Here is a 24,803-nt window from a genome sequence, read left to right as displayed (position 1 = left end):
GGCAAGTGGTGTCGACGCGGAGCGTATCGAGAAGCTCGGTCGTCAACGAAATGCCGCTATCCCCTGCACGGGGACGGCATGGTGCCGGAGGTTAGGTGCGCGGCTGCCGATCGTAGGGATCGGTCTATCGGCGCGGGCAGGATCGGCGGAGGTGAATTGCCATGGCAATGCACCTCCGCCGATCCATGCTCGGATTCGGTGTTTAGTCCAGGAACGCGCGCATGATGCGTGAGCGGCTCGGGTGCTTGAGCTTGCGCAGCGCCTTGGCCTCGATCTGGCGGATACGTTCGCGGGTGACCGAGAACTGCTGGCCGACTTCCTCAAGGGTGTGATCGGTGTGCATGCCAATGCCGAAGCGCATGCGCAGCACGCGTTCCTCACGCGGGGTGAGGGACGACAAGGTGCGGGTGATCATTTCCTTGAGGTTCGCCTGGATCGCCGCATCGACCGGGATGACCGCATTGGCATCCTGGATGAAATCGCCGAGGCTGCTGTCTTCCTCGTCGCCGATCGGCGTTTCAAGGGAGATCGGCTCCTTGGCGATCTTGAGAACGCGCTTCACCTTTTCGAGCGGCATGGACAGGCGCTCGGCCATTTCTTCGGGCGTGGGCTCGCGGCCCTGCTCGTGAAGGAACTGGCGGCTGGTGCGGACCAGCTTGTTGATCGTCTCGATCATGTGCACCGGGATACGGATCGTGCGGGCCTGATCCGCGATCGAGCGCGTGATCGCCTGACGGATCCACCAGGTGGCGTAGGTCGAGAATTTGTAGCCGCGGCGGTACTCGAACTTGTCGACCGCCTTCATCAGGCCGATGTTGCCCTCCTGGATGAGATCCAGGAACTGAAGGCCGCGGTTCGTGTACTTCTTGGCGATCGAGATCACCAGGCGCAGGTTCGCCTCGACCATTTCCTTCTTGGCGATGCGCGCTTCGCGCTCGCCCTTCTGGACCATGTTGACGATGCGGCGGAACTCGGGAAGCGCCATGCCGGTGGCGGCGGCGATGTCCGAGACTTCCGCGCGGATGCGCTCGACCGGATCGACTTCGGCCTCGGCGAAGGCCGCCCACTTCTTGTCCTTCTTGGCCATGTCGGTGAGCCAGGTGTCGTCCAACTCGCGGCCGACGTAGGTTTCCAGGAAGTCGGCGCGCTTCACCTTGTGACGCTCCGCCAGGCGCAGCATCTGGCCGCCCAGCGTGGTGAGGCGGCGGTTGAAGGCGTAGAGGTTGTCGACGAGATATTCGATCTTCGTCGCGTGGAACTTCACCGATTCGACCTGCGCGGTCAGGTCTTCGCGCAGCTGCTGGTACTGGTCTTCCTTGGCGGCCGGGAAGTCGATGCCCAGCGCCAGCGCATCGAGACGCTCCGACTGGAGGCGCTCGAAGGCCTGGAACAGCTCGGTGATGAGCATGAACTTCTCAAGCGCTTCGGGCTTGAGGGCCGCTTCCATCTGGGCGAGGCTGAGGGTGTTGTCCTCTTCCTCTTCCTCGGCTTCGCGCTTGGGGATCGGGTTGCCGTCCTCGTCGACTTCGTCGCCGGACTCTTCCTCGACTTCGTCCTCGTCCTTGAACGAGGGGCCGGCGGTCTTTTCGCTGATCTCGCCGTCGTCGTCGCCTTCGCCGTCCTCGGACAGGCTTTCCGGCGCGGGCTCCTTCGAGAGCATGGCGTCGAGATCGAGGATCTCGCGCAGCTGCATCTCGCCGTTGTTGAGCGCTTCGGACCACTGGATGATGGCGTGGAACGTGATCGGGCTCTCGCAGAGGCCCAGGATCATCATGTCGCGACCGGCTTCGATCCGCTTGGAAATCGCAGCTTCGCCTTCGCGGCTGAGCATTTCCGCGGCGCCCATTTCGCGCAAGTAGAGGCGTACGGGGTCGTCGCTGCGGCCGAGCGATTCGGTGCTCTTGCTGTCGGCGGTGCGGCGGCGGGTGCCTTCGCCGCTTTCTGCAAACGCGCCGTCGCCATCGCGATCGTCGTCGGCTTCCTGATCCGCCTCCGAATCGGACGAATCATCATCGTCTTCGTTCTCGACGATCTTGACCCCCATCTCCGAGATGGCGGCCATGACGTCTTCGATCTGCTCGGAAGACATCTCGTCCTGGGGCAGGGCAGCGTTCAACTCGCTGACCGAAATGACCCCAAGGCGCTTGGCGCGCGCGATCAATCGCTCGACCGAGCCTCGGCTGGAATCGATCAGCGGAGCGTCGTTCTCCGCGCCAAAATCTTCGTTACTCATTCGTTCGCCTTATATCCCATATGTCCCATCCGTGGCGGTTGCTCCGCCAGGACAGACACAGGGGTCTGTAAATGCCTTGCCTGACATGCCTGCAAAACGCCATGGGGCTGTCGCGCTACAGGGGTCATTACCTGAAGCCGGCAGGCTACAGATAATAACGCAGCGATGCACCTACAACCGTTCGCCTGGTTGCCGAGTTTCCTCGGTCAAACCAGGCAGAAGCGGGTCCAGTCAATATTCGACGTGCTGTCAAGGCCTTGGCCCGTAAAACGGGCCAAGGCCTGCAACTCAGCGAAGGACCAGATTGACGGCCGAGGACTTGCCGCGACGATCGATCTCGATTTCGAACTCGAGCTGATCGCCTTCGTGCAGGCCCGACAGGCCCGAACGCTCGACGGCGCTGATGTGCACGAATGCGTCGGGCTGGCCATCTTCGCGGCTGACGAAGCCGAAGCCCTTGGCAGCATTGAAGAATTTGACCGTGCCGCTGGCGCGTTCACCGGTCGACTGGCGCTGGGCCGGTGCCGATTCGCGGCGCGAGGCGGTGATCACTTCGCCCACGATCGAGAGATTGGTTGCGGAGACCTTGCCGCCGCGCTCCACCAGCTGGAATTCCAGCGTCTGGCCTTCGGCAAGCGTCGTCAGGCCGGCGTCCTGCACGGCACTGATGTGCACGAAAGCGTCGTCGCCGCCTTCGTCGCGCTGGATGAAGCCGAAGCCCTTATCCGTGTTGAAGAACTTCACCACGCCGCTGCCCTGGCCGATTACCTGTGCAGGTGCGCCGCCGCCGCGCGGGCCGCCGAAGCCGCCGCCGCGCTGTCCGCCGCCGCCGAAGCGGTCGTTTCCACCGCCGAAGCGATCATTACCGCCGCCGAAGCGATCGTTTCCGCCGAAACGGTCGTTGCCACCACCGAAACGGTCGTTACCACCGCCGAACCTGTCGCGACCGTTACCGCGATTTCCTCTGTCAAACGACATGACTAAATACGTACCTTCACTGCGTTCGGTGAGAATTCGCCCGTGCGCTTGAACGCGGCACGCCGGACGGAAGAACAATCAGCTTTGAATACGCGGTTTCCCTGTCGGGAACACGATGGCCGGGGACTGATCGTAAGATGCAAGGGGCATTGAAAATCAAAATCTAAGCGAACTATTCTAGTAACCCATACTCTGAAATTCAAAAATGCCAATTTGCGCTTTTGGGCGTTCTGAAAAACCTGTCCCCAAATCGAGCGTTTTGCCGTTATGAACACGGAAATCGCCTTCATTGATTGTATTAATGGTATCAAAGGCGCACTTTATATCCGGAGCACCTCTTGGGACCGGAATCCCTGATCCGCCGGCCCATAGCACCGAATTATCCGGCAGGCCATCGGGGAGCCGATACCCGTAGCATTTTTTACGACGAGGTTGGATCTTTCCGGCAGAGCGGCCTTCCGAAGGCCGATCCCCGCGCTGTCTGCCCCCGGCCCCCGGGGCGAAAACCGTGCTGTGGCCGGCCAGCAGGAAACTTCCATGTGGCCCGTCGTTTATGGACAGAAGTGGGCAGACTCCCGGGGCATATCGTTCTAACGTCGATCTGCCACGCCATCGCGCGGGAACGCTCTTGAGTGCCGAGAAAATGACCGATCTGCTCCGCTCCCCCCTGTCGGCGCCGGCCGAGGAAAACGCCGATCTGTCGGACATCGACCTGCTCCAGCGGATCAGCGTGGAGCTGATCGCCGAGCATGACCTGGCGGAACTCTACGGCAAGATCGTGGATGCGGCGGTGGCCATCACCGGCTCGCAGTTCGGGACCATGCAGCTGCTGTGCCCTTACGGCGACCCTTCCGGCAACGGCGGAAAACTGCAATTGCTGTGCCACCGCGGCTTGCCAGAAGAGGCGATCGCCTTCTGGCAATGGGTCAGCCCGAGCGCGCTGAGCAGTTGCACGATGGCGCTGCGGTTCGGGCAGAGGGCCATCATTCCCGATTTCGAGGAATGGAACGAGATCGCCGGCACAGATGACCTCATGGCTTTCCGCCGTGCCGGTATCCGCTCGGCGCAGACCACGCCGCTCCTGTCGCGTTCGGGCACGCTGCTCGGGATGATCTCGACTCACTGGACGAAGCCCCATCGCCCATCCGAGCGCGACCTCAGGCTCCTGGACATTCTTGCCCGGCAGGCGGCCGACTTGCTGGAACGCACGATTGCCGAAGAGGCGCTGCGCGCCCGCGAGGCGGAGCTTCGCGATACTTGCGCGGCGCTGCGAGCGGCCGAGCAGCAGCAGGACCAGGTCCAGATCGCCCTGCGCCAGCTCAACGAGACTCTGGAAGAGCGGGTGGAGGCCCGGACGCGGGAGCTAGCGGAATCCGAAAGCCAGCTTCGGCACATGCAGAAGATGGACGCGATCGGCCAGTTGACGGGCGGCGTGGCGCACGATTTCAACAATCTGCTGACGATCATCCGGTCCTCTGCCGATCTGCTCAGCCGCCGCGAGCTGACGCCGGAAAAGCGCCAGAAATACGTGAAGGCGATTTCGGACACCGCGGACAGGGCCGCCAAGCTCACTGGACAACTGCTGGCTTTCGCGCGCCGCCAGGCGCTGACGCCTGAAGTGTTCGAGGTCGGCGACAAGATCGGCGCCATTTCGGATATGTTGCGCACGGTGGTCGGCTCGCGGGTGTCGGTGGACGTCACGTCCTTGCGCTCGCCCTGTTTCGTGGAAGTGGACGCCAGCCAGTTCGAGACGGCCTTCGTGAACATGGCCGTCAATGCGCGCGACGCGATGAACGGCGAAGGGCGTCTGGTCGTGGAGATCGACACGTTCGACGGCGTGCTGCCGATCCAGGGCATGACGGATCCGCGGGGATCTTTCGTGCGCATTTCGGTCACCGACGAGGGTTCGGGAATTGCCCTCGATCAGATCGACAGCATCTTCGAGCCGTTCTTCACCACCAAGGCGGTGGGCAAGGGAACCGGCCTGGGGCTGAGCCAGGTCTATGGGTTCACCAAGCAATCGGGCGGCGAGATCGAGGTCCGGAGCATGCTGGGGCAGGGCTCCACTTTCATCATGTACCTGCCGCAAGTCGAGGCCCCGGCTTCGTCGCAGGGGGGCGACGCCGAGCAGGGATCATGGCTTGCGGAAGGCCGGATTCTCATTGTCGAAGACAACGAGCAAGTGGGCGAGTTCGCGTCGGACCTGCTTCGGGACCTGGGATACGAGACCCTCGTCGCCAACGATGCCGCTTCGGCCATCGCCATCCTGGAGACGGCGAGCGAGCGAATCGACGCCGTGTTTTCCGACGTCGTGATGCCGGGCATCGACGGGGTGGAGTTGGGGCAGCGCGTTCGGGACCGGTGGCCCGGCGTTACCGTCGTGCTCACCAGCGGGTACAGCCACGTTCTTGCCAATAACAACCAGCACGGTTTCGGGCTGCTTCACAAACCATATTCGGTGGAAGAACTGTCCCTGGCCTTGTCCGACGCCGGGGTCGGGAAGCGCGCGCCTTCAGTGCTCTCCTAAGTCGTCGGGCTGCAGTTTCTGGTCATCTCGTCGATTTCACGGCGCAGCGTTTCCACGCGATAGGGCTTGGGAAGGAAGCGGCCGTCGTCGGGGATTTCATTTTCCGACGGCCAGGTGTCGCCGGAAGTCAGCAGGAGCTTCATCTTGGGCCATCGCTCGTGGACGATGCGGGCCAGTTCCAGTCCGTTCAGGCTTCCCGGCATGCGGATATCCGTGAACAGTACCAGGACCTCGTTGTAGGCTTCCAGGATCTCGAGCGCCTCGTCGGCGCTGCCTGCTTCCAGGACGTCGTACCCGGCTTCTTCGAGCGCGTCAGTGCCGATCACGCGGATCAGCGCCTCGTCCTCGACCAAAAGCACTTTCTTTTCCAATGTCATATCGAGTGGCGGTCCATGGTCATGAACCAACTATACGAACCGTGGGGCCGCCTCGTTCCCGGGCCTTGCGAATTGATCGGCAAGGTCTCGCGCGCATGGGGTGAAGCGTCGACAGGGGTGGGGCCTGCCGGATCGGTGGTGGGCGCCTAAAGCCCGAAGCCCTTGCTCGCCTGCCAGGCCAGGAGGGCGGCCAGTCCGGCGGCGATGACGAAAGCGCCGAACCGGGCCGGTTTCATGGGAACGATTTCCGCTCCAGCGCCGCGATCGCGCCCGGTCAGCATCGGGACAAGCAGATTGCGCCGGCGGAACAGGGCGTAGAAGGCGATCGCCGCCAGATGGAGCCCGATCAGGACCAGCAATGCGTCGAAACTGAAGGCATGGATCTCGGCGGCGAGACGGCCCTGATCGAACGACACCAGGAAGGACAGCGGACCGGAGTCCAGCCCGTCGACATCGGTGGCGAAGAGACCGGTGCTCACTTGCAGGGACAGGAACGCGAGCATGGCGAGCACGCTGTAACCGCCGAGCGGGTTATGCCCCGCCCGGGGCGTGCCTTGCCCGCCGAGATACCTTCCGACGGCGCGCGGGGAAGCGAACAGCGCGGCCAGCCGCGCGGTGCTCGATCCGAACAGCCCCCACAGCAGCCGAAACGCCAGGAGGCCGAGCAGGGTGATCCCGGAGAGATAGTGCCAGTCCATGTGGCGATTCTCCGCGCTCCACCAGGAGAACGCGAACAGCAGCACGAGCAGCCAGTGGAAGAGACGGGTGGGCAGGTCCCACACCCGGATGCCGGCCGCCGCGCTCACTTGGCGGCTTTCGGCGCGAAGGATTGGCACAGGCCGCCGGCCGCCACGGGGCCACCGGACAGCATCTGGCAATTCCCGCAGGCGGCCGACGTGCCGGTGAAGAACGCGCAGAGTCCGCAGCGCCGGGCGGGGTTCGTCGAGGCGTCGACATAGCCGAGCGCCCGCCTTCGGCTCTTCTGCATATAAGGCAGCGTGGCCGGGTCGTAGCAGGCGGGCCTGGCGGCCGCGTCGTTCGCCTGGGCATTCAGGCGGCCCGCGAATGCGCTGCCGCCCAGCGCCATGCCGAGCCCGCAGGCCTGCGCGAGGATCTGTCTGCGCGAAATGCTCATCGCGGTGCTCCTGCGGCGTGCGTGCTCTGGATCACTTCGAGGGAATAGCCTTCGGGGTCCTCAAGCTGCAGGACGCGGTAGCCCTGAGCGACTTCGCGAGCCGGGGGATGGGCGATCCCGGCGGCGTCGAGGCGGGCCAGCAGGCCGTCCATGTCGGTGACGCGCAGGACGATGCGATCGAAGGCGTCGCCATGCGTGAGCCTTGCCGGGGCGCCGGGCGCGCTGTCGTGGACAAGGATCAGCCCGGCCTCGCCCGGATCGGCGGAAAACCGCAGTATGTATTCGCGGCGCTGGCCGTGATCGAGCGTCATGGCCAGCGTCATGCCGAAAGCCGTCCGGTAGAAGGCGAGTTCCCGGTCGATCGAGGCGGACTTGAGCACCGTGCCGACCAGACGCGCCGGCGCCTCCCGGGGCGCAGCCTGTCCCTCAGCCGCGGCCGGGACGGGCAGCAGCGGGATCGCGGCCAGCGCCGCCAGCCATGCACGCGCCTTCATGCGACCAACTCCCCGATCGACTTCCCGGTCTCCATGCTCTTCGCGCCCCATTTGTCGATGGGTACGCCCATGACCTGCTGGAGCGTCAGGCCCACGCGGCTGATCGGCGTGCCCAATCCGTCGACATAGATGCCGGTCTTGATCCGCCCTCCGGCGCTGCCGGCGGTCATCATGGGAATGTTGTCGATCGTGTGGAACTTGGCGAATTCGGTCTCGGAGTGGGCGAAGACCAGCGTATTGTCGAGCAAGGTCCGGTCGCCCTCCTGCACTTTGTCGAGCGCGGCGACGAAATAGGTCCAGGCTTCGAAGATGCGGTTGAGGAAGTAAGTCGCCTCGGGCTGGTAGCCGAGCCGATTGTCGAGCGCTTCCTCATGGGTGAGCTGGTGGTGCGTGATCGTGCTGCCGATCCGCGTGAGCGAGGAGGCGCCGTTGTTGAACATCATGTTGAACACCCGGGTCTGGTCGCAGGCCAGCGCCATGACGAGCAGATCGGTCATCAGCGCATGGTTGGCGACGACGTTCTCGATCTCGGCATTGACCGCGCGGTCGGCGACAGGCTGCGGCACCAGGCAGGCCTGGAGGGGCTGCGGCCGGGTGAGTTCGACATCGAGCTGGTTTTCGAGCTGGCGCACCGAGGTGAAGTACTGGTCCAGCTTCTGCCGGTCGGCCGCGCCCACCGCGCCCTCCAGCGCCTTGCGCTGATCGGTGACGGCGGAGAGCACGCTGCGCCGCGCCATGACTTCGGGGTCGGGCGTGAAATCGGCGCTGTTCGGGTCCTTGAAGCCGGTGCCGAACAGCCGCTTGTACAGCCCGGCCGCAGAGCCTTCGGATGGATTGAGATTGCCGCCGCCGCGCCCGCTCAGCGAGTTGCGGGGATCGCCGGAGGCAGATGTTTCGAGACTGCGGAACCGGGTGCGGGTGCCGATGCGGTCGCCGATGGTGACGTCGAAGCTCTCGCCCGGCAGGCCGCCCTCGGCCGTGAGGGCGCGGCCGGTGCGGATCGCGGGGCCTCCGGACGTGTGGGGCAGGTTGGGGGCGCCGTCGAGCATGACGTTGAAGTTGCCCAGGATATTGATCTTGTGGGCATGGTCCCTGATCACTTCCAGTTCCGGCTTGAGGTCGTAGCCGGGTCCGGGATTGTCCGGGAACCAGCGGCTGGGGTTGACGCCCAGCCCCCAGAACCAGGTGCCGAACCGGACCGGCACGGGAGCGCCGGTTGCAGCCATCGCCTCACCGTTACCGTCGAGGAAGATGTCCAGCAGCGGCACGCCCACCGTGATGGCCGCGCCGTTCATCATGCCTTTCAGCGCCAGGCGCCGCGAGATGTCGAATGCCATGGATGGTTTCCTCTCTAGCGCCGCGTCGCCACCAGGGTGGTGCCGGCCTTGATGCTGTCGGTGGGGACTTCGTAAGTCTGCGGCAGGCTTGCGATCGTCTCGATCAACTGGCGCAACCGGTAGCCCTGGGCCGCAAAGCCGCCTTCGAGCCGTTCGATCAGTTCGCCGTCCTCGCTGGGGCGCCCGGTCGCATATTCGAGTGCGCGGGACGTGACGCAGAGCGTGGCGTCCTTGCTGGCGGCAATGGCCTTGCCCAGCCCGTCGCCTCCGGTGAAGCGGGTGTCGTCCATTTCGCCCGAGACGTCGATCGCGGCCTCGTTCTCGAAGGTGCGGAAGCCGCCGATCCCGTCGAAGCGTTCCAGCGGGAGGCCGATGGGGTCGGTGATCTTGTGGCACCCGGCGCAGACCGGATCGGTGGTATGGGCATCCAGGCGGATGCGGGCCGTGGGCATCGCCTTGTTGCCCGTGTCCTGCACGGCGGTGAAGTTCACGTTTCCGGGGGGATTGGGCACCGGCTGGCAGAGCAGGAGTTCGCGGATCGCCCGGCCCCGCAATGTCGGAGAGCTGCGTCCGGAGTGCGAATACATCGCCAGGAACCCGGCGAGGCCCAGCAATCCCGAACGATCGGATTCGGCCGTGAATTCGTAAGGCACCCAGCCCTGAGACTGGCTGACCGGCACCCGGTAGAGCGCGCCCAGCGCCCGGTTCATCCAGGTCTTGCGGGTGGTGAACAGCTCCCGGTAATCGCCGTCGCCGTCCAGCAATTGCGTGGTGATCGTGCGCAGCATCTGCTCGGGCAGGGCCTGGAGCACGTCCTGGTTGAAATAGGGATAGATCACCGGGTCCTTGGCCAGCTCGTCGAACTTCTCGAACAGCAGCATGTCCGAGAAGAAGGCCCGCAAACCCTGCTCGAAGCGGGGCGAGGCGACCATGCGCCGGACGGTGGCGGCAAGGTGCGGCTGATCGGTCAGCCTGCCCGCGGCCGCCGCATCGAGCAGGGCGGCATTCGGCGCCGAATTCCACAGCATGAAACTGAGCCGGGCGGCGCGAGAATTGTCGTCCAGACGCATCACGCCGGGGCGCACCGGATCGGGCTGGGCCGTCTCCACGACGTAGAGGAACAAGGGCGAGACGAGCATCGCGCCCAGCGCCAGTTCCAGCCCTTTCGCGAAGGACCTGGTGGGACCGGCCCCTTCCCCGGCGATGCGGACGTAAAGCGCCAGTTCCTGTTCGCTGAGGGGGCGGCGGAACAGCAGGCGGCCGAGCGGCGCCAAGGTGCGGCCCGCGCATGACGCATCGGCGCCCGCGGGATCGGGCGGGGCACAGGCGGTGAACTGCGCGCGGTGATTTTCGTCGAAGACTTGCCGGGCGATCTCACGGGCCATGGCGTCGAACTGCTCCAGCCCGGACGGCGTAATGGCCGCGCTGCGGGCGCCGGAGGCGATGAGCTGGTGCGCGGGGCGCACGATCGGCTCGAACCGGCCCGCCACGCGGATGTCGCTGCCGAAGATGTCGGCAATGCTGTTGCGGTATTGCGCCTCGGTCAGGCGCCGCATTCCGACGACCTGGGGATCCGTGAGCAGCGCCGGAGAGCCATTGGCCTCGGCATGGACGGGCGCGGAAGTCGATGCGGTGCCTGCCAACCAGAGCGTGGCGGCAAGCGTGACCGCCGCGATTCCGAGCGGCACTGTGCGAAACGGGCTCATAGGGTCTTGTTCCCGGCATGTGCGGTCCCGGCGGGCGCGATCCTGGCAGATGGAGCCGGCACGTCGTTGATGAAGGCGGGGACGGCGTAGAGGTTCATGGCGCTGGATACGCCGGAGCATGTGCCGGTTTTCGGATCGCTAATGCCATCGGCATACTTGCGCAAGGTCGCCAGGGTGCCGGCGCAGTCGATGCCGGCAGCCAGAGCCGCACCGGCACCGCCGATCGCGGGGCTCTGGATCACGTCGAACACCGGCCGGTAGCCACCGACAAGGCCGCGCAGCGATCCATCCGGCTGGAAGGCGAGTCTGAGCTTGGCATGCCGGAAATCGTAGGCGGTCCGCGCACCCCGGATGTCACGGGCGCCTCCCTGGCCCCAGGTCTGCGCCAGCTTGATGTCCTGCGCATCCGTGACCAGCACGCCGCCCACGATGTGGCCGTGCAGGGCATTGCGATGGCGCGGCGGCTTGTCGGAGATCGTGAAGCTGTAGCCGGGCAGGAAGTTGCCGTGACTGTCCAGTTGCGGACGATCGGGCGTGTTGGCGTAGATCACTTCCACATCGTCGTCGTTTTCCAGACTGTCGACGCCGCGCAGGAGGATGACCTGCGTCCACTCGCCCGAGGCGTGGAACTGCCGCATGCCGGTGAGGAGGTCGCCGCCGATCCCGTCCTTGCCGCGCCATTCGAGCGTGCAGCCCATCACGCGGTATTCCTGGTTGTCGATCCCGGTGCGCCCGTCGGGTGCGGTGAACTCTTCATGAGAGCAGCTTTCGCCGGGCGCATCCCCGTCCAGGTCCAGCCCGCCCGCATGAGCGCTTTGCACGGTCGTGAGCAGCGGCCGGTCGAACTTGTCGGGCTGCGAACAGATGTTGGTGCCATCGGCGCCGAACACGGTGGCCTGCCAGCGTTTGGTGAGTTCGGGTTCGTTTTCCTTGCGCTCCAGCCGCGCCCGTTCGTCGGCGGGAAGCGAGGCCAGATAGATGTCGCGAACCTTGGGGCTGGTGCCCTTGGGGCAGGCGTCCATGCCCTGGATCACCGGCGGCACGAAGTCCTGGACCACGAAGCCCATGACCCCGCCCGGCGGCGGGGCGGGCAGCGTGCGCGGCGGCGCCTCGGCGCGCGCCGGGGCCTCCATAGAGAGTGAGCCGGTCAGCGCCATGAGCGCTGCCACGCCAATGGCAGCCCCGCCGCACATCAGGCCCAGCCCTGTTTTTCCTCTGTCCAATTTGCCTCTCCCCGTTTGTCGTCGTTGTCAGGGTCGCAGTATCTGGCCTCCGGACGGGACAGTGCTCGAATCGCCGGCGGTGCCGACGAAGACGCGCTTGCCCTTGAAGGTCCATTCGGGCTCGTCGCCGGTGAGACTGACTTTCCATTCGCCGAGGCCGCTGCTCGCCATGGGCGCCGGAAGCGGCCGCCAGGCGCAGTCCCTCTCGCACTTGCCCGTGAACAGCACGCGGCCCTCCCGGTCGGCAAAGGCATAGGCGCCGTCGACGAAGGCCGTGGTGACGACGCCGGGAGCGGCCGGTTTCGGCGGCGGCGGCACGTATTTCAGCGTGTTCCAGCGCCTTTCGTTGGCGTCGGCGTCGGCGTCGTTCCCGTCGGCGCCATCCCTGTCGGCAGGGCGCGCCTTCGCGCCGGCGCGCGTGAACACGAGGTGCCAGCCCTTGTAGACCCATTGCTTGCCCTGCGCCCCATCGATCACGGTCCAGTCCGGAGCCTTGCGCGGGTCCATGAAGCGGTCATCGGCGGTCTTCTCGAAGCCGGCGGGATAGCGGATATTCGCGGTGGAGCCCGCGGGGGCAGCCAGCGCCGTCCAGCTTTGCGCGCAATCCGCATTGCAGAACCGCGCCGGATCAGGCGCCCAGCGCAGGAGCGTGCGCATGTCCAGGCCGTAAAGCACTTTGCCTTTCGCATCGGTATAGACGCTGGCATTCCCGAGCTTGCGGACGCGCACGCCCGGGGGAAAGGGGGATCCGTCCGCCGCGGCGATCGGGAGATCCGCGGGCTGGGCCGAAGCGGGCAGCGATGCCGCGCCCAGTCCCGCCAGCGCTGCAAGAGCGGCCAGGGAAGCGTTCCGGGTCATGCCGGTGTCCAGCCGCATCTCAGTGCTCGGGCGCGCGGAAGGCGTCATGGCAGGCCTTGCAGGTCCCGCCGAGCTTCTGCGCGCTGAGGCGGATTGCGGCCACATCCTTGGCGGTCACGGCGCGTTGCAGATCGTCGGCGGCTTTCGCGAAAGCGTCCTGCGCGCCCTTGAACTTCGCGGGCTGGGACCAGATCTCGGCCTTCGCGCGGGTCTTGGCGCCGGACTGCGGGCCGGATCCTGCCGGAAACCACTCGTATTGCCCCCGCGAGGCGTTGCGGATCTGCCGGACGGACTGCGCGATCAGCACGGTCTGCACTTCGCTGCCGCGCAGGCCGTCGTTGACACCCTTGAAGGCGGCGCCTAGTTCCCGGTAGTTGTCCACGCGGGCGCGGACGGTGTCGGCCGGTGCAGCCAGCAGCGGGGTAGCCGCCAGCGCTGCCGCCAAGACCATGGCGCTCGTTCTTGCCCGAACGTTCATCTGTCACTCTCCCGTCTTCGTGGCCGTTTTCCGGCCGATCGTTGTGTCTTTTCGCGTGGTCTTGGGTTGGTCAGGCTTCTGCGCGCTCGGCGCTCAGCTCCGCGAGTGCGGGGCCGGCCGGACGCCGAGCGGAGCGGGCCTTGACCGCATCGAAATCGGCTTCGTACTTCTTGCGCATGGTGCCGCAGAGGCGGTCCCAGATCGTGGTGTAGCCGCCGAAGTTGCCCGTGAAGTAGCGGTGGTGCTGGTCATGGAAGGTGGCCGTGATGAACCACTTCGTGGCCCATGTGCGGTTCCACCAGCGCGGCAGGAATTCGTAGCCCGAATGGACGTAGAGGCCCATGATGATATTGGTCGGCAGGATCAGCGCCATCGTGGCCGGGTGGACCGTGAAGACGGCCAGGAACAGCGGGACGAAGCCGCCGTTGATCATCGACTCCAGCGGATTGACCGACAGGGTGGTCAGCAGGTTCGGCGATGTCGACTTGTGGTGGAGCTTGTGGACCCAGCTATAGACCGGCTCCTTGTGCATCCAGCGGTGGAGCCAGTAGAAGTAGGTGTCGAACAGGAAGAAGTAGGCGCCGAATTCCAGCGCGATCATCCACCAGGGCGCTGCTCCGCTCTGGAACGTGATCCAGCCGTGCGTCTTGAGCCAGGCCGAGGTCGAGCCGATGATCTTGCCCGAGATGGCAAGCGTGATCACCGCCACGATGGCCTCGTTGCGCAGGATCTTCCACTTGAAGCCGCGCGGCTGGATTTTCCGGGCCTTGAAGAAGCCGCTGACGATCCCGGCGATCACGCCGGTCGCCATGAACGCCCAGAGCCAGACCGTCAGGGCCTGCTCGCCGGTGAAGAATGTGCCGATCATCGTTGCTGTTCAGGCAAGCGCCACGGCGAAGGCGACGACATGCGCCAGGACGGCAAGCGCTCCGGCAAGGACAAGGGGGCGATAGTGTTCGGTGACCATGATAGTATCCTGTGCTGCGATGCCGCGAGCCACTTGCCGGCGGCGTTGTCGAAGCTCAGGTGACAGGCGGCGATTGGCGGACAATCGCTTTTACGTTACGCAGGGGGATACGACGCCAAGCCGGCAGAAACACGGCGGTTTTCCAATTGGCGCGTCGCAGGCAGGGAGAGTTGGCGTGAACTGGTTGCGGCGAATCCTGATCGAATTCTGGGCCATGGCGATCGTCGCGGCGATAATCGGTTTCCTCGGCCCCTTCGGTACCTATCTGGAGGACGACTTCATGGGTCGGGTCTGGCGCTGGTGGATGCACCTCATGGGCGCCTACGTGCTGGTGCGCCCCTCCATCCTGCTCTGGACCAGCATCGCCGATGCCACCGCGCTGCCGAAGAGGATGCTGGTCTATTCGGGCGTGTTCCTGTCCAGCTTCCCGCTCGCCATGCTGTGGTCCTGGAGCGCCGGGGCCTTTTTCCACGGGCTGGACGGGTTCGGCGGCATTTTGCCTTTCGCGATGCTGAGCGCGATCGGCGTTCTGGGGGTTGCCATCTGGGCGCGCGCCGTGGACCTGCACCTGGCGGCGGCCCTCGCGCCGAAGGATCGGCCGGTCGCCCTGGCTCCCGAGGTGGCGCCCGTCGCTCGGGCAGCACCTGGGAGCGCGTCGACGCCCGATGAAAAGGCCGAGCCGCGCCTTCTCCGCCGTCTTTCGCCCGGCTTCCATGGCCCCGTCATCGCCTTGCAAAGCGAGGACCACTACGTCCGCGTCCATGGCGTTCGCGGCTCGGAGCTGGTCTTCATGCGGCTTCGCGATGCCATCAGCGAGATGGACGATTGCCCTGGCGAGCAAGTCCATCGCAGCTGGTGGATGGCCCGCGGCGCCATCGCCTCTGTCGAGGCCGAGGGCCGCAATCGCACCGTCACTTTGCTCAACGGCGCCAAGGCACCCGTGGCCCGCGATTCGGTCTCGCGGCTCGAACGCAAGCAGTTCTTCGCGGAAAACGATGCCCGACTGACGTGAGGCCCGGAACGCGGGCACGAGCTCGGCGCATCGCATTTCCGCAAGAGCTGCGACGCGGCCGTCTCGCGTCAGCCGATCAAGCGCAAATCAGGAACAGGGCCCAGCCACCATGGATTGCCGTCATGCCACCGCGTTGTTGGCGCGGTAGCGGAAGTCGCGCAGCCGGGCGGAGCCTTTGCCCGCCACGTAGATCCCCAAGCGCAGGCTGAGGAAGCCGCCGAAGGTGTTGTGATGGAGGCCGGAGACTTCCATGCGCGTATCGTGGCGCTTCCAGGTGCGGCCTTCGTCGTGCGAATAGTGCCAGGTGACCACGTTCTCGTCGCTGGTCACCCGCAAACGGATGCTCTGCGCGTTATGGGCAATCCCGGCCCAGGTCAGTTCTTGGGAATATTCGAAGAGCTTCAATACCTTGGATGTGAAGCCCAGGCCGGCATAGGCCTTGTGGTTGTAGAATAGCAAAAGGCCCGCCTCGGCCTCCTCCCCCAGCAGGTCCAGTGTCACTTCGGCCTGATAGCGACGGTCGCCGGCAATGCAGGTCAGCGGCGGCGAGTCATCGGGCGACGTGCCGCTGGCGGTGATTACCATGCCGCCTTCCCGATAGGCGGCGCGGGTTTCGTTGCCGGTCGGCGCGAAGAACGTCCATTGCCGGCCCATGCGGTCCTGCGAGAAATCGTCCGAGAGCGCGGGCGTGGAAGGCGACAGCTTTCCGCCGGCTGGCTTGGCCAGCGGCTGCGACAGATCGCCGCCCTTTGCTCTGAACCAGCCATCAGGCGTCCATTCTATCGGCTCCAGCAGGGTTTGCCGGCCGAGAGTCCGCATGCCGTTTTCGTAGCCGTGGTAGACCATCCACCAGTCGCCCGCCGGGCCTTCGACCAAAGTGGCATGGCCGCGCGACCACCAGGGCTCCGCCGTGCTCTGCGTGCGTACGATCGGATTGTGCGGGCAATGCTCCCAGGGTCCATGGACGGACCGCGACCGTGCCACGATGACCATGTGTCCGGTTACCGGACCGGCCGTGCCGCCAATGGCGGTGACCAGGTAGAACCAGCCGTTGTGCCGCATGAGCTTGGGGCCTTCGGGCGCGAAGTTCTCGACGATCCAGTCATCGGGATAGCGCCAGGGATCGTAGGCCTTCTCGAGCGGGCCGTCAGTGGCCAGGCCATCGTCGGTGAGGCGCACCTTGCGAATGCCGTTGGTGAAAAGGTAGCGCCTGCCGTCCTCGCCCACGACGTGCCCGGGATCGATGCAGCCGGGAATGTCGAGATCGATGGGTTCGCTCCAGGGCCCGCGAATGTCATCCGCCCAGATCACGTAGATCGACCAGGGTTTGCCGTCCGGAGCGGCGGGCAGGTAGATGAAGTAACGGCCCTTGTGCCTGATCAGATCGACCGCCCAGACACTGCCCAGGTTGTTGCGAAGCGCCGGGCCGATCGGCGACCAGTTCACCAGGTCGCGCGATTCCCAGATTACCAGGCCGGGGTAGTAGTCGAAGGAAGAGAACGTCATGTAATAGACGTCCCCATCCTTCAGGATCGTGGGATCGGGATGGTCGCCCGAAAGGATCGGATTGCGATAGGTTCCATTGCCGAGGTCGGCCTTGCGCTGGCCTTCGGCTCCCGATCCCCATGTCGGAGGAGTCTGGGCGGCATGGGCGGTTTCCCCGGCGGCAAGCGCGTGCGGCAATGCGGGAAGCGCGGCGCCGGCGAGGGCGCCCTTGAAGATGGTGCGTCGCGTGAAGCTCACGAGAATTCCCTGGTCGTTGCGAAATGAGGTCTGCCGCGGAACATGGCGGTTCAGGCGGGGTCGATCGTGACCAGCACGACGTCGTTGGTCTGCATGGGCAGGGCAATCCGCGCTGTGCCGTCACGGCCGACCGAGATGGTTTTTTCCGTTTCCGGAAGATCGGCCGTGTCCTTCTGGAACAGCGCGATCTGGGCGGCGTCGATGGAGCCGGGCATGCCCATGTCGATGTAGCGCGAGAGCGGATCGTTGTGACGGTAGCCGGTGCGGCGGGTGACGATCCGGTATCTGCCGGGCGCGAGATGGTCGACGCGGAATTCCACCGGTTCGCTGGGCTGCGATGGTTGCAGGCGGGTGTAGAATGGCTTGTTGCTGAGTGCCTGGACCGGCTGATGCCAATCCCACACCACGGCGGCAATGGCCCTGCCGCTGCGCGATGCCAGTGCATATTCGTCGGCCACCGGAATCGATCGGCCGCGCAGGGCATGGAGGTACTTGTAGGCGAACCAGGCCGGCTTGCGGATGCCTTCTCGGTTCATCAGCCCGAAGCCGCCGTGGAACGGGGTGGGCGGCGGGCCGGGTTCCTCGAAAAGGTCGGTGTAGGTCCAGTAGCTCATGCCCTGGGCCAGGCCGGCCGATTTCTTGAGCTTGGTGAGAATGTAGGGCGCGCTGACGTAACTGTCATGCACGAAGTCGCGCGGGGTGTAGCTGGTGCTCCACTCGGTGAAATAGAGCGGAATGCCGGGGAAGGCGGAGGCTTCGATCTGCGCACGCACACGGCGTACATCGCCGATGACGGCATCGGGTGAGGGCGAAAGTTTGGTATCCTGCTTGCCCTGCTCGTCCAGAAACCCGCCTTCGACGCCGTAGCTGTGGGTCGTCACGAAATCGACCGGAAGCTGGTTCTGCCGGGCGTAGTCGAGGAATTCGGGCACCCAGGCCGCCCCTGCGGTGGCAGGGCCGCCCACCCGAAGCCGGGGGTCGATCGCCTTGATGGTTCTGGCGGTATCGCGATAGAGGTCAAGATAGGCGCGCTGGTCGGCGCCTTCCCAGAAACCGTCCAGGTTCGGCTCGTTCCACAGCTCGAAGTACCAGCTGCGCACTTCGTCAGCGCCGTATCGTTCGCGCATGTGAGTCACGAACGTCCGGATCAGATCGCGCCACATCGCCGGGTCGGGGTGCGAGGTATTGCCCTTCCAGTAGAACAGCTGAAGGTCCGAGGTGCGCATCGCTGCCGGGGTCCATCCCAGTTCGACGAATGGCCGGATGTTCTTCGCCAGCAGCGCATCGTAAAGCGCGTCGATCTCGGTCCAGTCATAGACGATCCGCCCGTCCACCTTGCGCACGGTGCCCAGCACATCATGGAAGATGTCGTGGAAGCGGATGTAACGAAAGCCGAGTTCCTTCGACACCACTTGCAGCTGTGCCTGGCTGTCGGGACGCTTCAGCGTGCCGGGGTAGTCGGAACCGACCGAGAGATCGAAAAAGCGGTCGACCGGCCCCGCGTCTGCGGCGGCATCGATACGAACCGAGCGCTGGGGGCCGTTCCCCTCGGCAAGCGCCGGACCTGCCAGAACACAAACGAGAGCGGAGAGTGACAGGGCAGTGGCTTTCATAAATCCTCTTCCAGCAGATCCCGATCCGCTATCGAACGGAATGGTAGCGCAAACAATTTCAGGCACAGCGGCGCCGCGTGGGCCTTCGCCGGTCAATGTGGGGATGCAGACCTATCCCGCCGCGCCGGCAAAGGCCTGCACCGTCGATCCCGCCGGCTCCGCGAGCATCTGGCGCAGAAGCGCACGGTTATCCGGCAGGTTCTCTACGGCGAAGCCACTCTGCCGTCGCACCTGCTCGAACGCCTCCCGCGCCTCGGCGCGAAGACGCATGACCCCGGCCTGGGCCGACAAGTCCGTTTTCCAGCCCATGCCGTACAACACGCATTGCCAGCTGGTGGCCGGAAACACGTCTATGTTGGGATTGAAGTCCTTCTCGTTGGGAGGACGATGGCGCCACCTGTCCAGCAGTTCGAGAAGGCTGTCCGGAATGGTTTCCTGGCGCACGTTGTCGATCCAGAAATCGGAGTCGACGCGCCTCGTCAGGCTGTAGTGCAGTTTCAGAAAGTCCCGCGCGCGCTCGTACCGCTGCAGCATGATGGCGTTGAACTGACGGGCGGAGGTCTCATAGTCGCCGGCCCAGGGGAAGAGATTGGCAATGGCGCCGGCGGCAATTTCCGAGAAGACGATCCCGGTAGCTTCCAGCGGTTCGAAGAAGCCGCTGGAAAGACCCACGGCCACGCAGTTCTTGTGCCAGTTCACTTCGCGGTAGCCGGCGTCGAACCGCAAGCGGCGTGTCGTGACCGCCTCGCCTTGTGCACCGAGATAGCTGCGCAAGGTGCGCTCCGCTTCCTCGGGCTCGCAGTGGGCGGAGGAATAAACGTAGCCGGTGCCACGGCGCGTCTGGAGACCGATATCCCAGATCCAGCCCGCATCGCGGGCGGTGGACAGCGTCGCGGACTGGATCGGCGTGTCCGGCGCGCCATAAGGGACTTGTGCGGCGATCGCGCTGTCGCAGAACAGCACGTCCGTGCAGCTTTTCCACTTCTGGCCCAGCGCCTTGCCGATCAGTTCCGCGCGAAAGCCGGTGCAATCGATGTAGAGGTCAGCCTCCTGCACGCCGTGGTTCTGCGTGAGGACGCCGGAGATGGCGCCTTCCTCGGTGCAGAAAACGTCCACCACGGTGTCGGATATGTGCCGCACGCCATTGGCGACACTTTGATCGCGCAGTAGCTCTGCCAGAGCGCCGGCATCGAAATGGAATGCGTAGTTCATCACGCCGGCATATTCGGGATGAGACGCCAGTTTAGGCCCGCGCAGGGCGTCCACCGTGCGCTTCTGGGGGGTGCTGGCCTCGTCCCAAGGCGTGTCGCCGGCCTCGCCCAGCAGCCAGTAGGGGAGATACTCCGGCCCGCCCTTGCGGTCGTCCGCTTCCTGAAATCCGTGGAGGTAATTGGCCTGAGTGCCTTGTCCCGCCGGGTGCAGCCAGTCAACGAATTTCACGCCTTGCTTGAATGTCGCTTCGCAGCGGCGGAGCAGTTCCTTTTCGGGGACGCCGATCCGCGCCAGGGTACGCCGGATGGTGGGGAAGGTGCCTTCCCCCACGCCGATGATGCCGATTTCCGGAGATTCGACGAGTGTGATGCGGGCGCCGCCGGGCAGGTCTGCACCCAGTGTCCTGGCAAGGTAGCCGGCGGTCAGCCAACCGGCCGTGCCGCCTCCGACTATGAGAACCTGCTTCGCCTCGGCACGCATCGCGCCAATCTCCCCAACGCAGATCGGGCGGACCGCCTGGTCCGCCCGACTTGTACTTATCAGAACGTGACGTTGATACCCATTCGGTAGCGACGATCGCTCTGGAACCAGCTGCGCCCGTAAAGTTCGCCTCCGGGGTTTCCGCCCATGAGCGTCTTCTGGGTTGCATTCAGGATGTTCTGCGCCTGGAGCTGGACGTTGAAGTGCTCGTTGACGCGCAACGTCAGGCCCGCGTCCAACGTCCCGTAGCTGGCGCCATAAACCGGAAGGTTGGTCGCCACGCTCTTGGATGTGCCGGATGCGTCCACATAAGTATAAGTATTGTTCGTGCCGCTTGCCGTGGTCGACTGCAGATATTTCGAACGCCAGCTATAGGCGATGCGCAGCGAGAACGGATCCTTTTCGTAGAGGAAGGCGGCGTTGAGATTGTGCTTCGAAAGCCCCTTCAACGGAACGTTGTTACGCTGGACGCCGTCGATATCGAAGTAGAGGTCGCCCGGATTCTTGCTGTCGATGAAGGTGTAGTTCGCCTCCACGCCGATCCCGGCGAGCCAGCCCGGAAGCTGATCGAGGAACGTTCGGCCGCCAAGTTCGATGCCCTTGACCGTGGCCGTCTCATCGGAGGTGTGCGCGTCGTTCGTCGTGGCGAGGGCCTGTTCCGAAGTGCCGTCGGCGAATTGCACCGTGACCTGGCGCTGGGCGGCGCCGAATACGACAAGGTCCTTGATTCGCTTGTAGAAGCCGGCGACGTGCAGCGTCGTGCCGGGCTTGGGATACCACTCCAGCGAGAGGTCGAAATTGTTCGACATGGTGGGCTTGAGGGTCGGATCGCCACTGGTCGTCGTGTAGTTCGCGAAAGTGTCGGGCGCTCCGTTGCCGGAGCCGGACAGGGTGTTCACGCCCAAGGTTCCCGATGCGCGCAAGTCGTAGAACGAGGCGTTGTCCATCGTGATGTTGTACGCTGCACGGATCTTGATGGCGTCGGCCGGGGCATAAGTCAGGTTAACCGCGGGCAGGACGCGGGTATATTCCGCCCCGTCGTCGCGAATTTCGGCGGCATTGGCGAGCGTAAAGATCGCCCCGTTGCGCGAAAATTGCGTGGAAGTCTGCTGGAAATAGCCCGTGCTGTCATTCTTGACGTTTACGACACGCACACCGGCGTTACCCGACAGCTCGGATTCTCCCCAATTGGTGCCGAAATTGACCATCGCGTAGCCAGCCAACGTCTTGGTGCTGAAGTCGGTCTGATCGTTGGGCAGAATGAAGCCCGGCGTGCGTCCCGGCGCGCCGCCGTACAGGTCGAAGAAGCCCTGGACGCTGGTGTTGCGGATGAAATCCTGGGCGGGGAAATACTGGGTTCCGGGTAGCTGAACGTCTCCACGGAAGAAATTCTTGAAAACGTGGGTTTCGTAGTCGCCCGCGCGGCCATCGGCAAAGGAAACCACGGGAGACCCGTTCCAGCCTTGGCCCAGCGCGGACCAGGCGTAGCCGTTGTCCAGGTCGCGCTCGGTGCGCTTCGACCACCGACCACCGACTTTCACCGACTTGAAGAAGCCTTCGCCGACGTCCCATGTCAGGTCGCCCTGGGCGGTATCCATCTTGCCCGAGTTGTCATTGTTATGCGGCATGACCGCCTGCCAGGCATAGTTGGCAGGGTCGAGCAACGCGGCCTGAGTGCCCGCCGGCACGGAAATCTGCGGCAGGCTGCCGCTCAGGTCCAGCCCGTAACTGGTGGGGAAGTCGACGGTGCGGAACACCGAAATGCGATCGACCGTCGCGGTGGACTTGGTGTGCTGGTAGGAAGCCTGCACGACGATCGGCAGGCTCGTGGGGGCCCAGGTCAGCGATCCCGAGATGTCCTCGGTCTTGTTCTTGCCCTCCCAGTAAGCGGAAGTGCCGCCGCTTGAAATCGCGGCGCCGGTAGGCAGGCCCGTTGCGGCGTCACGCTGGAATACCGCGGGTGACGAAATCAGCCCGCCGTTGTCGTCGAACACGCTCTGCGAAGGATCGACGGCAAGGTTCTGCGAGGTGACGAACGAGCCGTATTCGGAGTCCGTGTTGCTGTACTTGGACTGGAAGTAGATGCCGGTCAGCGTCAGTTCGGGTGTCGGCGCCCACTGGACCGCGCCGTAGATGCCGTCACGCTTGCGCTGGTAGTTTTCCTCGCCGTAAGTGTAGCCGCCGGGGATGAAGTAGTCATTGCCTTGGATGTTCGTCCGATAGAACTCTTCCATGCGGACGAACTGCGATTTCGTGGACAACTGGCTGTGCGCGTAGTCGAATACGAAGCCGAGATCGCCGATGCCGGTGTCGAACTTGCCGGCAACCAGGCCCGAAGCGGAGTAGTCCGTCTTCTGCGACAGATCGCCCATGCTGACGTCGGCCGTGCCGGCAAAGTGCAGGCCGTAGCCGTAGTCGAAGGGCAGTTTGGTGCGCAGATCGACCGAACCGCCGGTGCCGCCTTCGATCTGGTCGGCCGTGGACGACTTGTAGACGTCGACAGCCTGCATCAGTTCGGGCGTGACGTCGCTGAACTGCAGCGAACGCCCGCCATTGGCGCTGAAGATGTCGCGGCCGTTGAGTCGCGAGGCGACGCCGGAGAGGCCGCGGATCTGGATGCCCGAACCCTCGGCGGAATAGTGATCGGGATCGTTCAGCGACTGGAAGCGGACGATGGTGACGCCCGGAACGCGCTGAAGGACTTCGGTAATGGAGTTGTCGGGCAATTTGCCCGCATCGTCAGCAACCACCGAGTCGACGATCGATATGGCGTTCTTCTTGCGGTCATCCGCGGACTGAAGCGCTGCGCGGCGACCGGTGACGACGATGGCGTCCGTATCGGCGACCGGCGTTTCCTGGGCGGTGCCATCCTGCGCCATGGCGCAAGGCACGATGCCGGCGGTCGAAAGGCCAAGGCAGATGACGCTGGCGTGCGTGCGAAAGCTCAATTTACGCATAATTCCCCTCCTGAACTCTGCAGTGGAGAATGTGCCCCCTCCTGCAGACTCGTCGCCCCAAGCGATCTTCGATGTGATTCGATAGAATAGATTTGAAACGCGGGCAACAAAATTGGGAGCGTTACCATTTACGCTATAGCAATGGTTTGCACGTTGTCTCTGGTCCGCTTTCGGGATCGTTCCCGAAGCTGTATCCGCAGAATCGGGAGAGCAGCGCGCTGGCGTCGCCGTACAGGAAACTGGAAATCGGCTCCGGAGCCGTTGACGATGATTGCGCTACCATTAAGCGGTGAATGCGATTTTTCGGCCCCGATCAAGCATCCGCTTTCCACCGGCAGCAGACGTGCTAGACGGTGACCATGTCCGAAAGTGAGCGCAAACGCCGCAGCTCTAAGCCCCGTCAGGCCAAGGCGCCGACGATCGTCGACGTTGCCGCGCTTGCCGGGGTGTCGATGATGACCGTCTCGCGGGTGATCAACTCCGAGCAGAAGGTGCGGCAGTCCACGCGCGATGCCGTGAATGCCGCGATCGCGAAGCTCAACTATGCGCCGAACCGGGCCGCGCGCAGCCTGGCCGGTGCGTCGCAACTGCGGCTGGGCCTGCTCTATTCGAACCCATCGGAGGCCTTCTTGAGCGCCTTTGTCGTGGGCAGTCTGGAGGAGGCGGGGCGCTCGGATGTGCAGATCATCGTCCAGAAAGTGGAGGACGGGGAGGACCTGGGTCTCGCCGCGAAGCGCATGGTGGCCGGCGGCATTCACGGCGTGATACTGCCGCCGCCGCTGAACGAGGCGAACGAGGTGCTCCGGGTCCTGCGCCAGACGGACACGCCCACCGTGGCGGTGACGACGGCGGTGCCGCATGAAGGCATCGCCACGATCATGATCGACGATCGCAGCGCGGCGCGCGAGATGACCGCGCACCTGATCGAACTGGGTCACCGCAGGATCGGCTTCATCGTCGGCCATCCCGAACTTTCCGCCAGCGGCGCGCGGCTGGAAGGCTATCGCGAGGCGCTGGCCGAAGCGTCGATACCTTTTGACGAGGCTCTGGTGGCCCAGGGTTATTTTACGTACCGATCCGGGCTGGATGCAGCCGAGGAGCTGCTTTCGCTTGAGGATCAGCCTTCGGCGATCTTTGCCAGCAACGATGACATGGCGGCGGCAACGGTGGCAATCGCGCATCGGCGCGGTCTGGACGTGCCGGGCGATCTTACCGTCTGCGGTTTCGACGACGTGGCACTGGCGACGACGATTTGGCCAGAGCTTACCACGATCCAGCAGCCGATCATGGAGATGAGCCGCCGCGCGGTGGAACTGCTGGTGACATTGCTGCGCAACGACCGCAAGGACCAGATCGGCGACTTGCGGATCGAGGTGGATTACAAGCTGGTACGTCGCCAGTCCGATGCCGCGCCAAGGCGCCGGCCGGCGATGCGCCCGCCAGTGCCTAGCTGGGGCTGAACGCAGCGAAAGC

19 protein-coding genes are annotated in these 24,803 nt (G+C 64.6%); 3 read left to right on the top strand and 16 right to left on the bottom strand.

Annotated elements, in window-relative coordinates:
• Positions 1–202: 202 nt before the first annotated feature.
• Together rpoD and EDF58_RS26645 are read right to left on the bottom strand one after the other, a co-directional pair.
• A complete protein-coding gene (gene rpoD, locus EDF58_RS15430; RefSeq protein WP_132267141.1) occupies positions 203–2,233 on the bottom strand; it encodes an RNA polymerase sigma factor RpoD in 2,031 nt (676 codons plus the stop codon).
• Between the two features lie 288 nt (positions 2,234–2,521).
• Positions 2,522–3,211 carry a cold-shock protein gene (locus EDF58_RS26645; RefSeq protein ID WP_132267139.1) on the bottom strand — a complete coding sequence of 230 codons (690 nt, stop codon included), beginning with the start codon at positions 3,209–3,211 and terminating at the stop codon, positions 2,522–2,524.
• A 643-nt stretch (positions 3,212–3,854) separates the two neighbouring features.
• Here EDF58_RS26645 and EDF58_RS15420 point away from each other — a divergent pair.
• Positions 3,855–5,738, top strand: a complete 1,884-nt coding sequence (locus EDF58_RS15420; RefSeq protein ID WP_132267137.1) for an ATP-binding protein — start codon at positions 3,855–3,857, stop codon at positions 5,736–5,738.
• Here EDF58_RS15420 and EDF58_RS15415 read toward each other — a convergent pair.
• From EDF58_RS15415 to EDF58_RS15370, 10 genes are all read right to left on the bottom strand, one after another.
• A complete protein-coding gene (locus EDF58_RS15415; RefSeq protein ID WP_132267135.1) occupies positions 5,735–6,115 on the bottom strand; it encodes a response regulator in 381 nt (126 codons plus the stop codon). The two genes, EDF58_RS15420 and EDF58_RS15415, sit on opposite strands and share 4 nt — an antisense overlap.
• Positions 6,116–6,261: 146 nt before the next feature.
• Positions 6,262–6,921 (bottom strand): cytochrome b/b6 domain-containing protein, encoded by a 660-nt coding sequence (locus EDF58_RS15410; protein WP_132267133.1) that lies wholly within the window; start codon positions 6,919–6,921, stop codon positions 6,262–6,264.
• The gene (locus tag EDF58_RS15405) at positions 6,918–7,250 is read right to left on the bottom strand and encodes a high-potential iron-sulfur protein (protein ID WP_132267131.1); all 333 of its coding nucleotides are present in this window, start codon (positions 7,248–7,250) and stop codon (positions 6,918–6,920) included. The genes EDF58_RS15410 and EDF58_RS15405 overlap by 4 nt, the downstream gene beginning before the upstream one ends.
• Positions 7,247–7,744: a VOC family protein gene (locus EDF58_RS15400; RefSeq protein WP_165921437.1), complete on the bottom strand. Its 498-nt coding sequence runs from the start codon at positions 7,742–7,744 to the stop codon at positions 7,247–7,249. The genes EDF58_RS15405 and EDF58_RS15400 overlap by 4 nt, the downstream gene beginning before the upstream one ends.
• Positions 7,741–9,081: a DUF1552 domain-containing protein gene (locus EDF58_RS15395; RefSeq protein WP_132267127.1), complete on the bottom strand. Its 1,341-nt coding sequence runs from the start codon at positions 9,079–9,081 to the stop codon at positions 7,741–7,743. The genes EDF58_RS15400 and EDF58_RS15395 overlap by 4 nt, the downstream gene beginning before the upstream one ends.
• A 14-nt stretch (positions 9,082–9,095) precedes the next feature.
• The gene (locus EDF58_RS15390) at positions 9,096–10,787 is read right to left on the bottom strand and encodes a DUF1592 domain-containing protein (protein WP_132267125.1); all 1,692 of its coding nucleotides are present in this window, start codon (positions 10,785–10,787) and stop codon (positions 9,096–9,098) included.
• Positions 10,784–12,010, bottom strand: a complete 1,227-nt coding sequence (locus EDF58_RS15385) for a hypothetical protein (protein WP_243654280.1) — start codon at positions 12,008–12,010, stop codon at positions 10,784–10,786. Before EDF58_RS15385 ends, EDF58_RS15390 begins: the two co-directional genes overlap by 4 nt.
• Positions 12,011–12,037: 27 nt before the next feature.
• On the bottom strand, positions 12,038–12,868 hold the full coding sequence (locus EDF58_RS15380) for a hypothetical protein (protein WP_165921436.1): 831 nt from the start codon (positions 12,866–12,868) through the stop codon (positions 12,038–12,040).
• A gap of 19 nt (positions 12,869–12,887) precedes the next feature.
• Entirely contained in the window at positions 12,888–13,346 is a 459-nt protein-coding gene (locus tag EDF58_RS15375) for a cytochrome c (protein ID WP_132267121.1), read from the bottom strand.
• Between the two features lie 70 nt (positions 13,347–13,416).
• A complete protein-coding gene (locus tag EDF58_RS15370) occupies positions 13,417–14,214 on the bottom strand; it encodes a sterol desaturase family protein (RefSeq protein WP_132267119.1) in 798 nt (265 codons plus the stop codon).
• Between the two features lie 274 nt (positions 14,215–14,488).
• Here EDF58_RS15370 and EDF58_RS15365 point away from each other — a divergent pair, with 274 nt between their 5' ends.
• Positions 14,489–15,325, top strand: a complete 837-nt coding sequence (locus EDF58_RS15365; RefSeq protein ID WP_243654279.1) for a LytTR family DNA-binding domain-containing protein — start codon at positions 14,489–14,491, stop codon at positions 15,323–15,325.
• 120 nt (positions 15,326–15,445) lie between these two features.
• Here EDF58_RS15365 and EDF58_RS15360 read toward each other — a convergent pair whose 3' ends face one another.
• The 4 genes from EDF58_RS15360 to EDF58_RS15345 all read right to left on the bottom strand — a co-directional run bounded on the left by EDF58_RS15360 (position 15,446) and on the right by EDF58_RS15345 (position 23,330).
• Complete coding sequence (locus EDF58_RS15360; RefSeq protein WP_132267117.1) at positions 15,446–17,068, bottom strand: family 43 glycosylhydrolase; 1,623 nt, start codon at positions 17,066–17,068, stop codon at positions 15,446–15,448.
• A 50-nt stretch (positions 17,069–17,118) separates the two neighbouring features.
• On the bottom strand, positions 17,119–18,681 hold the full coding sequence (locus EDF58_RS15355) for a beta-xylosidase (RefSeq protein ID WP_132267115.1): 1,563 nt from the start codon (positions 18,679–18,681) through the stop codon (positions 17,119–17,121).
• A 111-nt stretch (positions 18,682–18,792) separates the two neighbouring features.
• Positions 18,793–20,373, bottom strand: a complete 1,581-nt coding sequence (locus EDF58_RS15350; RefSeq protein WP_132267113.1) for a tryptophan halogenase family protein — start codon at positions 20,371–20,373, stop codon at positions 18,793–18,795.
• 59 nt (positions 20,374–20,432) lie between these two features.
• Positions 20,433–23,330, bottom strand: coding sequence for a TonB-dependent receptor (locus EDF58_RS15345; protein WP_132267111.1), 2,898 nt, complete (start codon positions 23,328–23,330; stop codon positions 20,433–20,435).
• A gap of 359 nt (positions 23,331–23,689) precedes the next feature.
• Between EDF58_RS15345 and EDF58_RS15340 the strand changes: the two genes are divergently transcribed.
• Positions 23,690–24,790: a LacI family DNA-binding transcriptional regulator gene (locus EDF58_RS15340; RefSeq protein ID WP_132267109.1), complete on the top strand. Its 1,101-nt coding sequence runs from the start codon at positions 23,690–23,692 to the stop codon at positions 24,788–24,790.
• The last annotated feature ends 13 nt before the right edge of the window (positions 24,791–24,803 follow it).

The organism is Novosphingobium sp. PhB57, from assembly GCF_004342985.1.
GTDB lineage: Bacteria > Pseudomonadota > Alphaproteobacteria > Sphingomonadales > Sphingomonadaceae > Novosphingobium.
The sequence above is the reverse complement of the archived record's forward strand: the minus strand, read 5'-3'. Positions and strand labels throughout refer to the sequence as shown.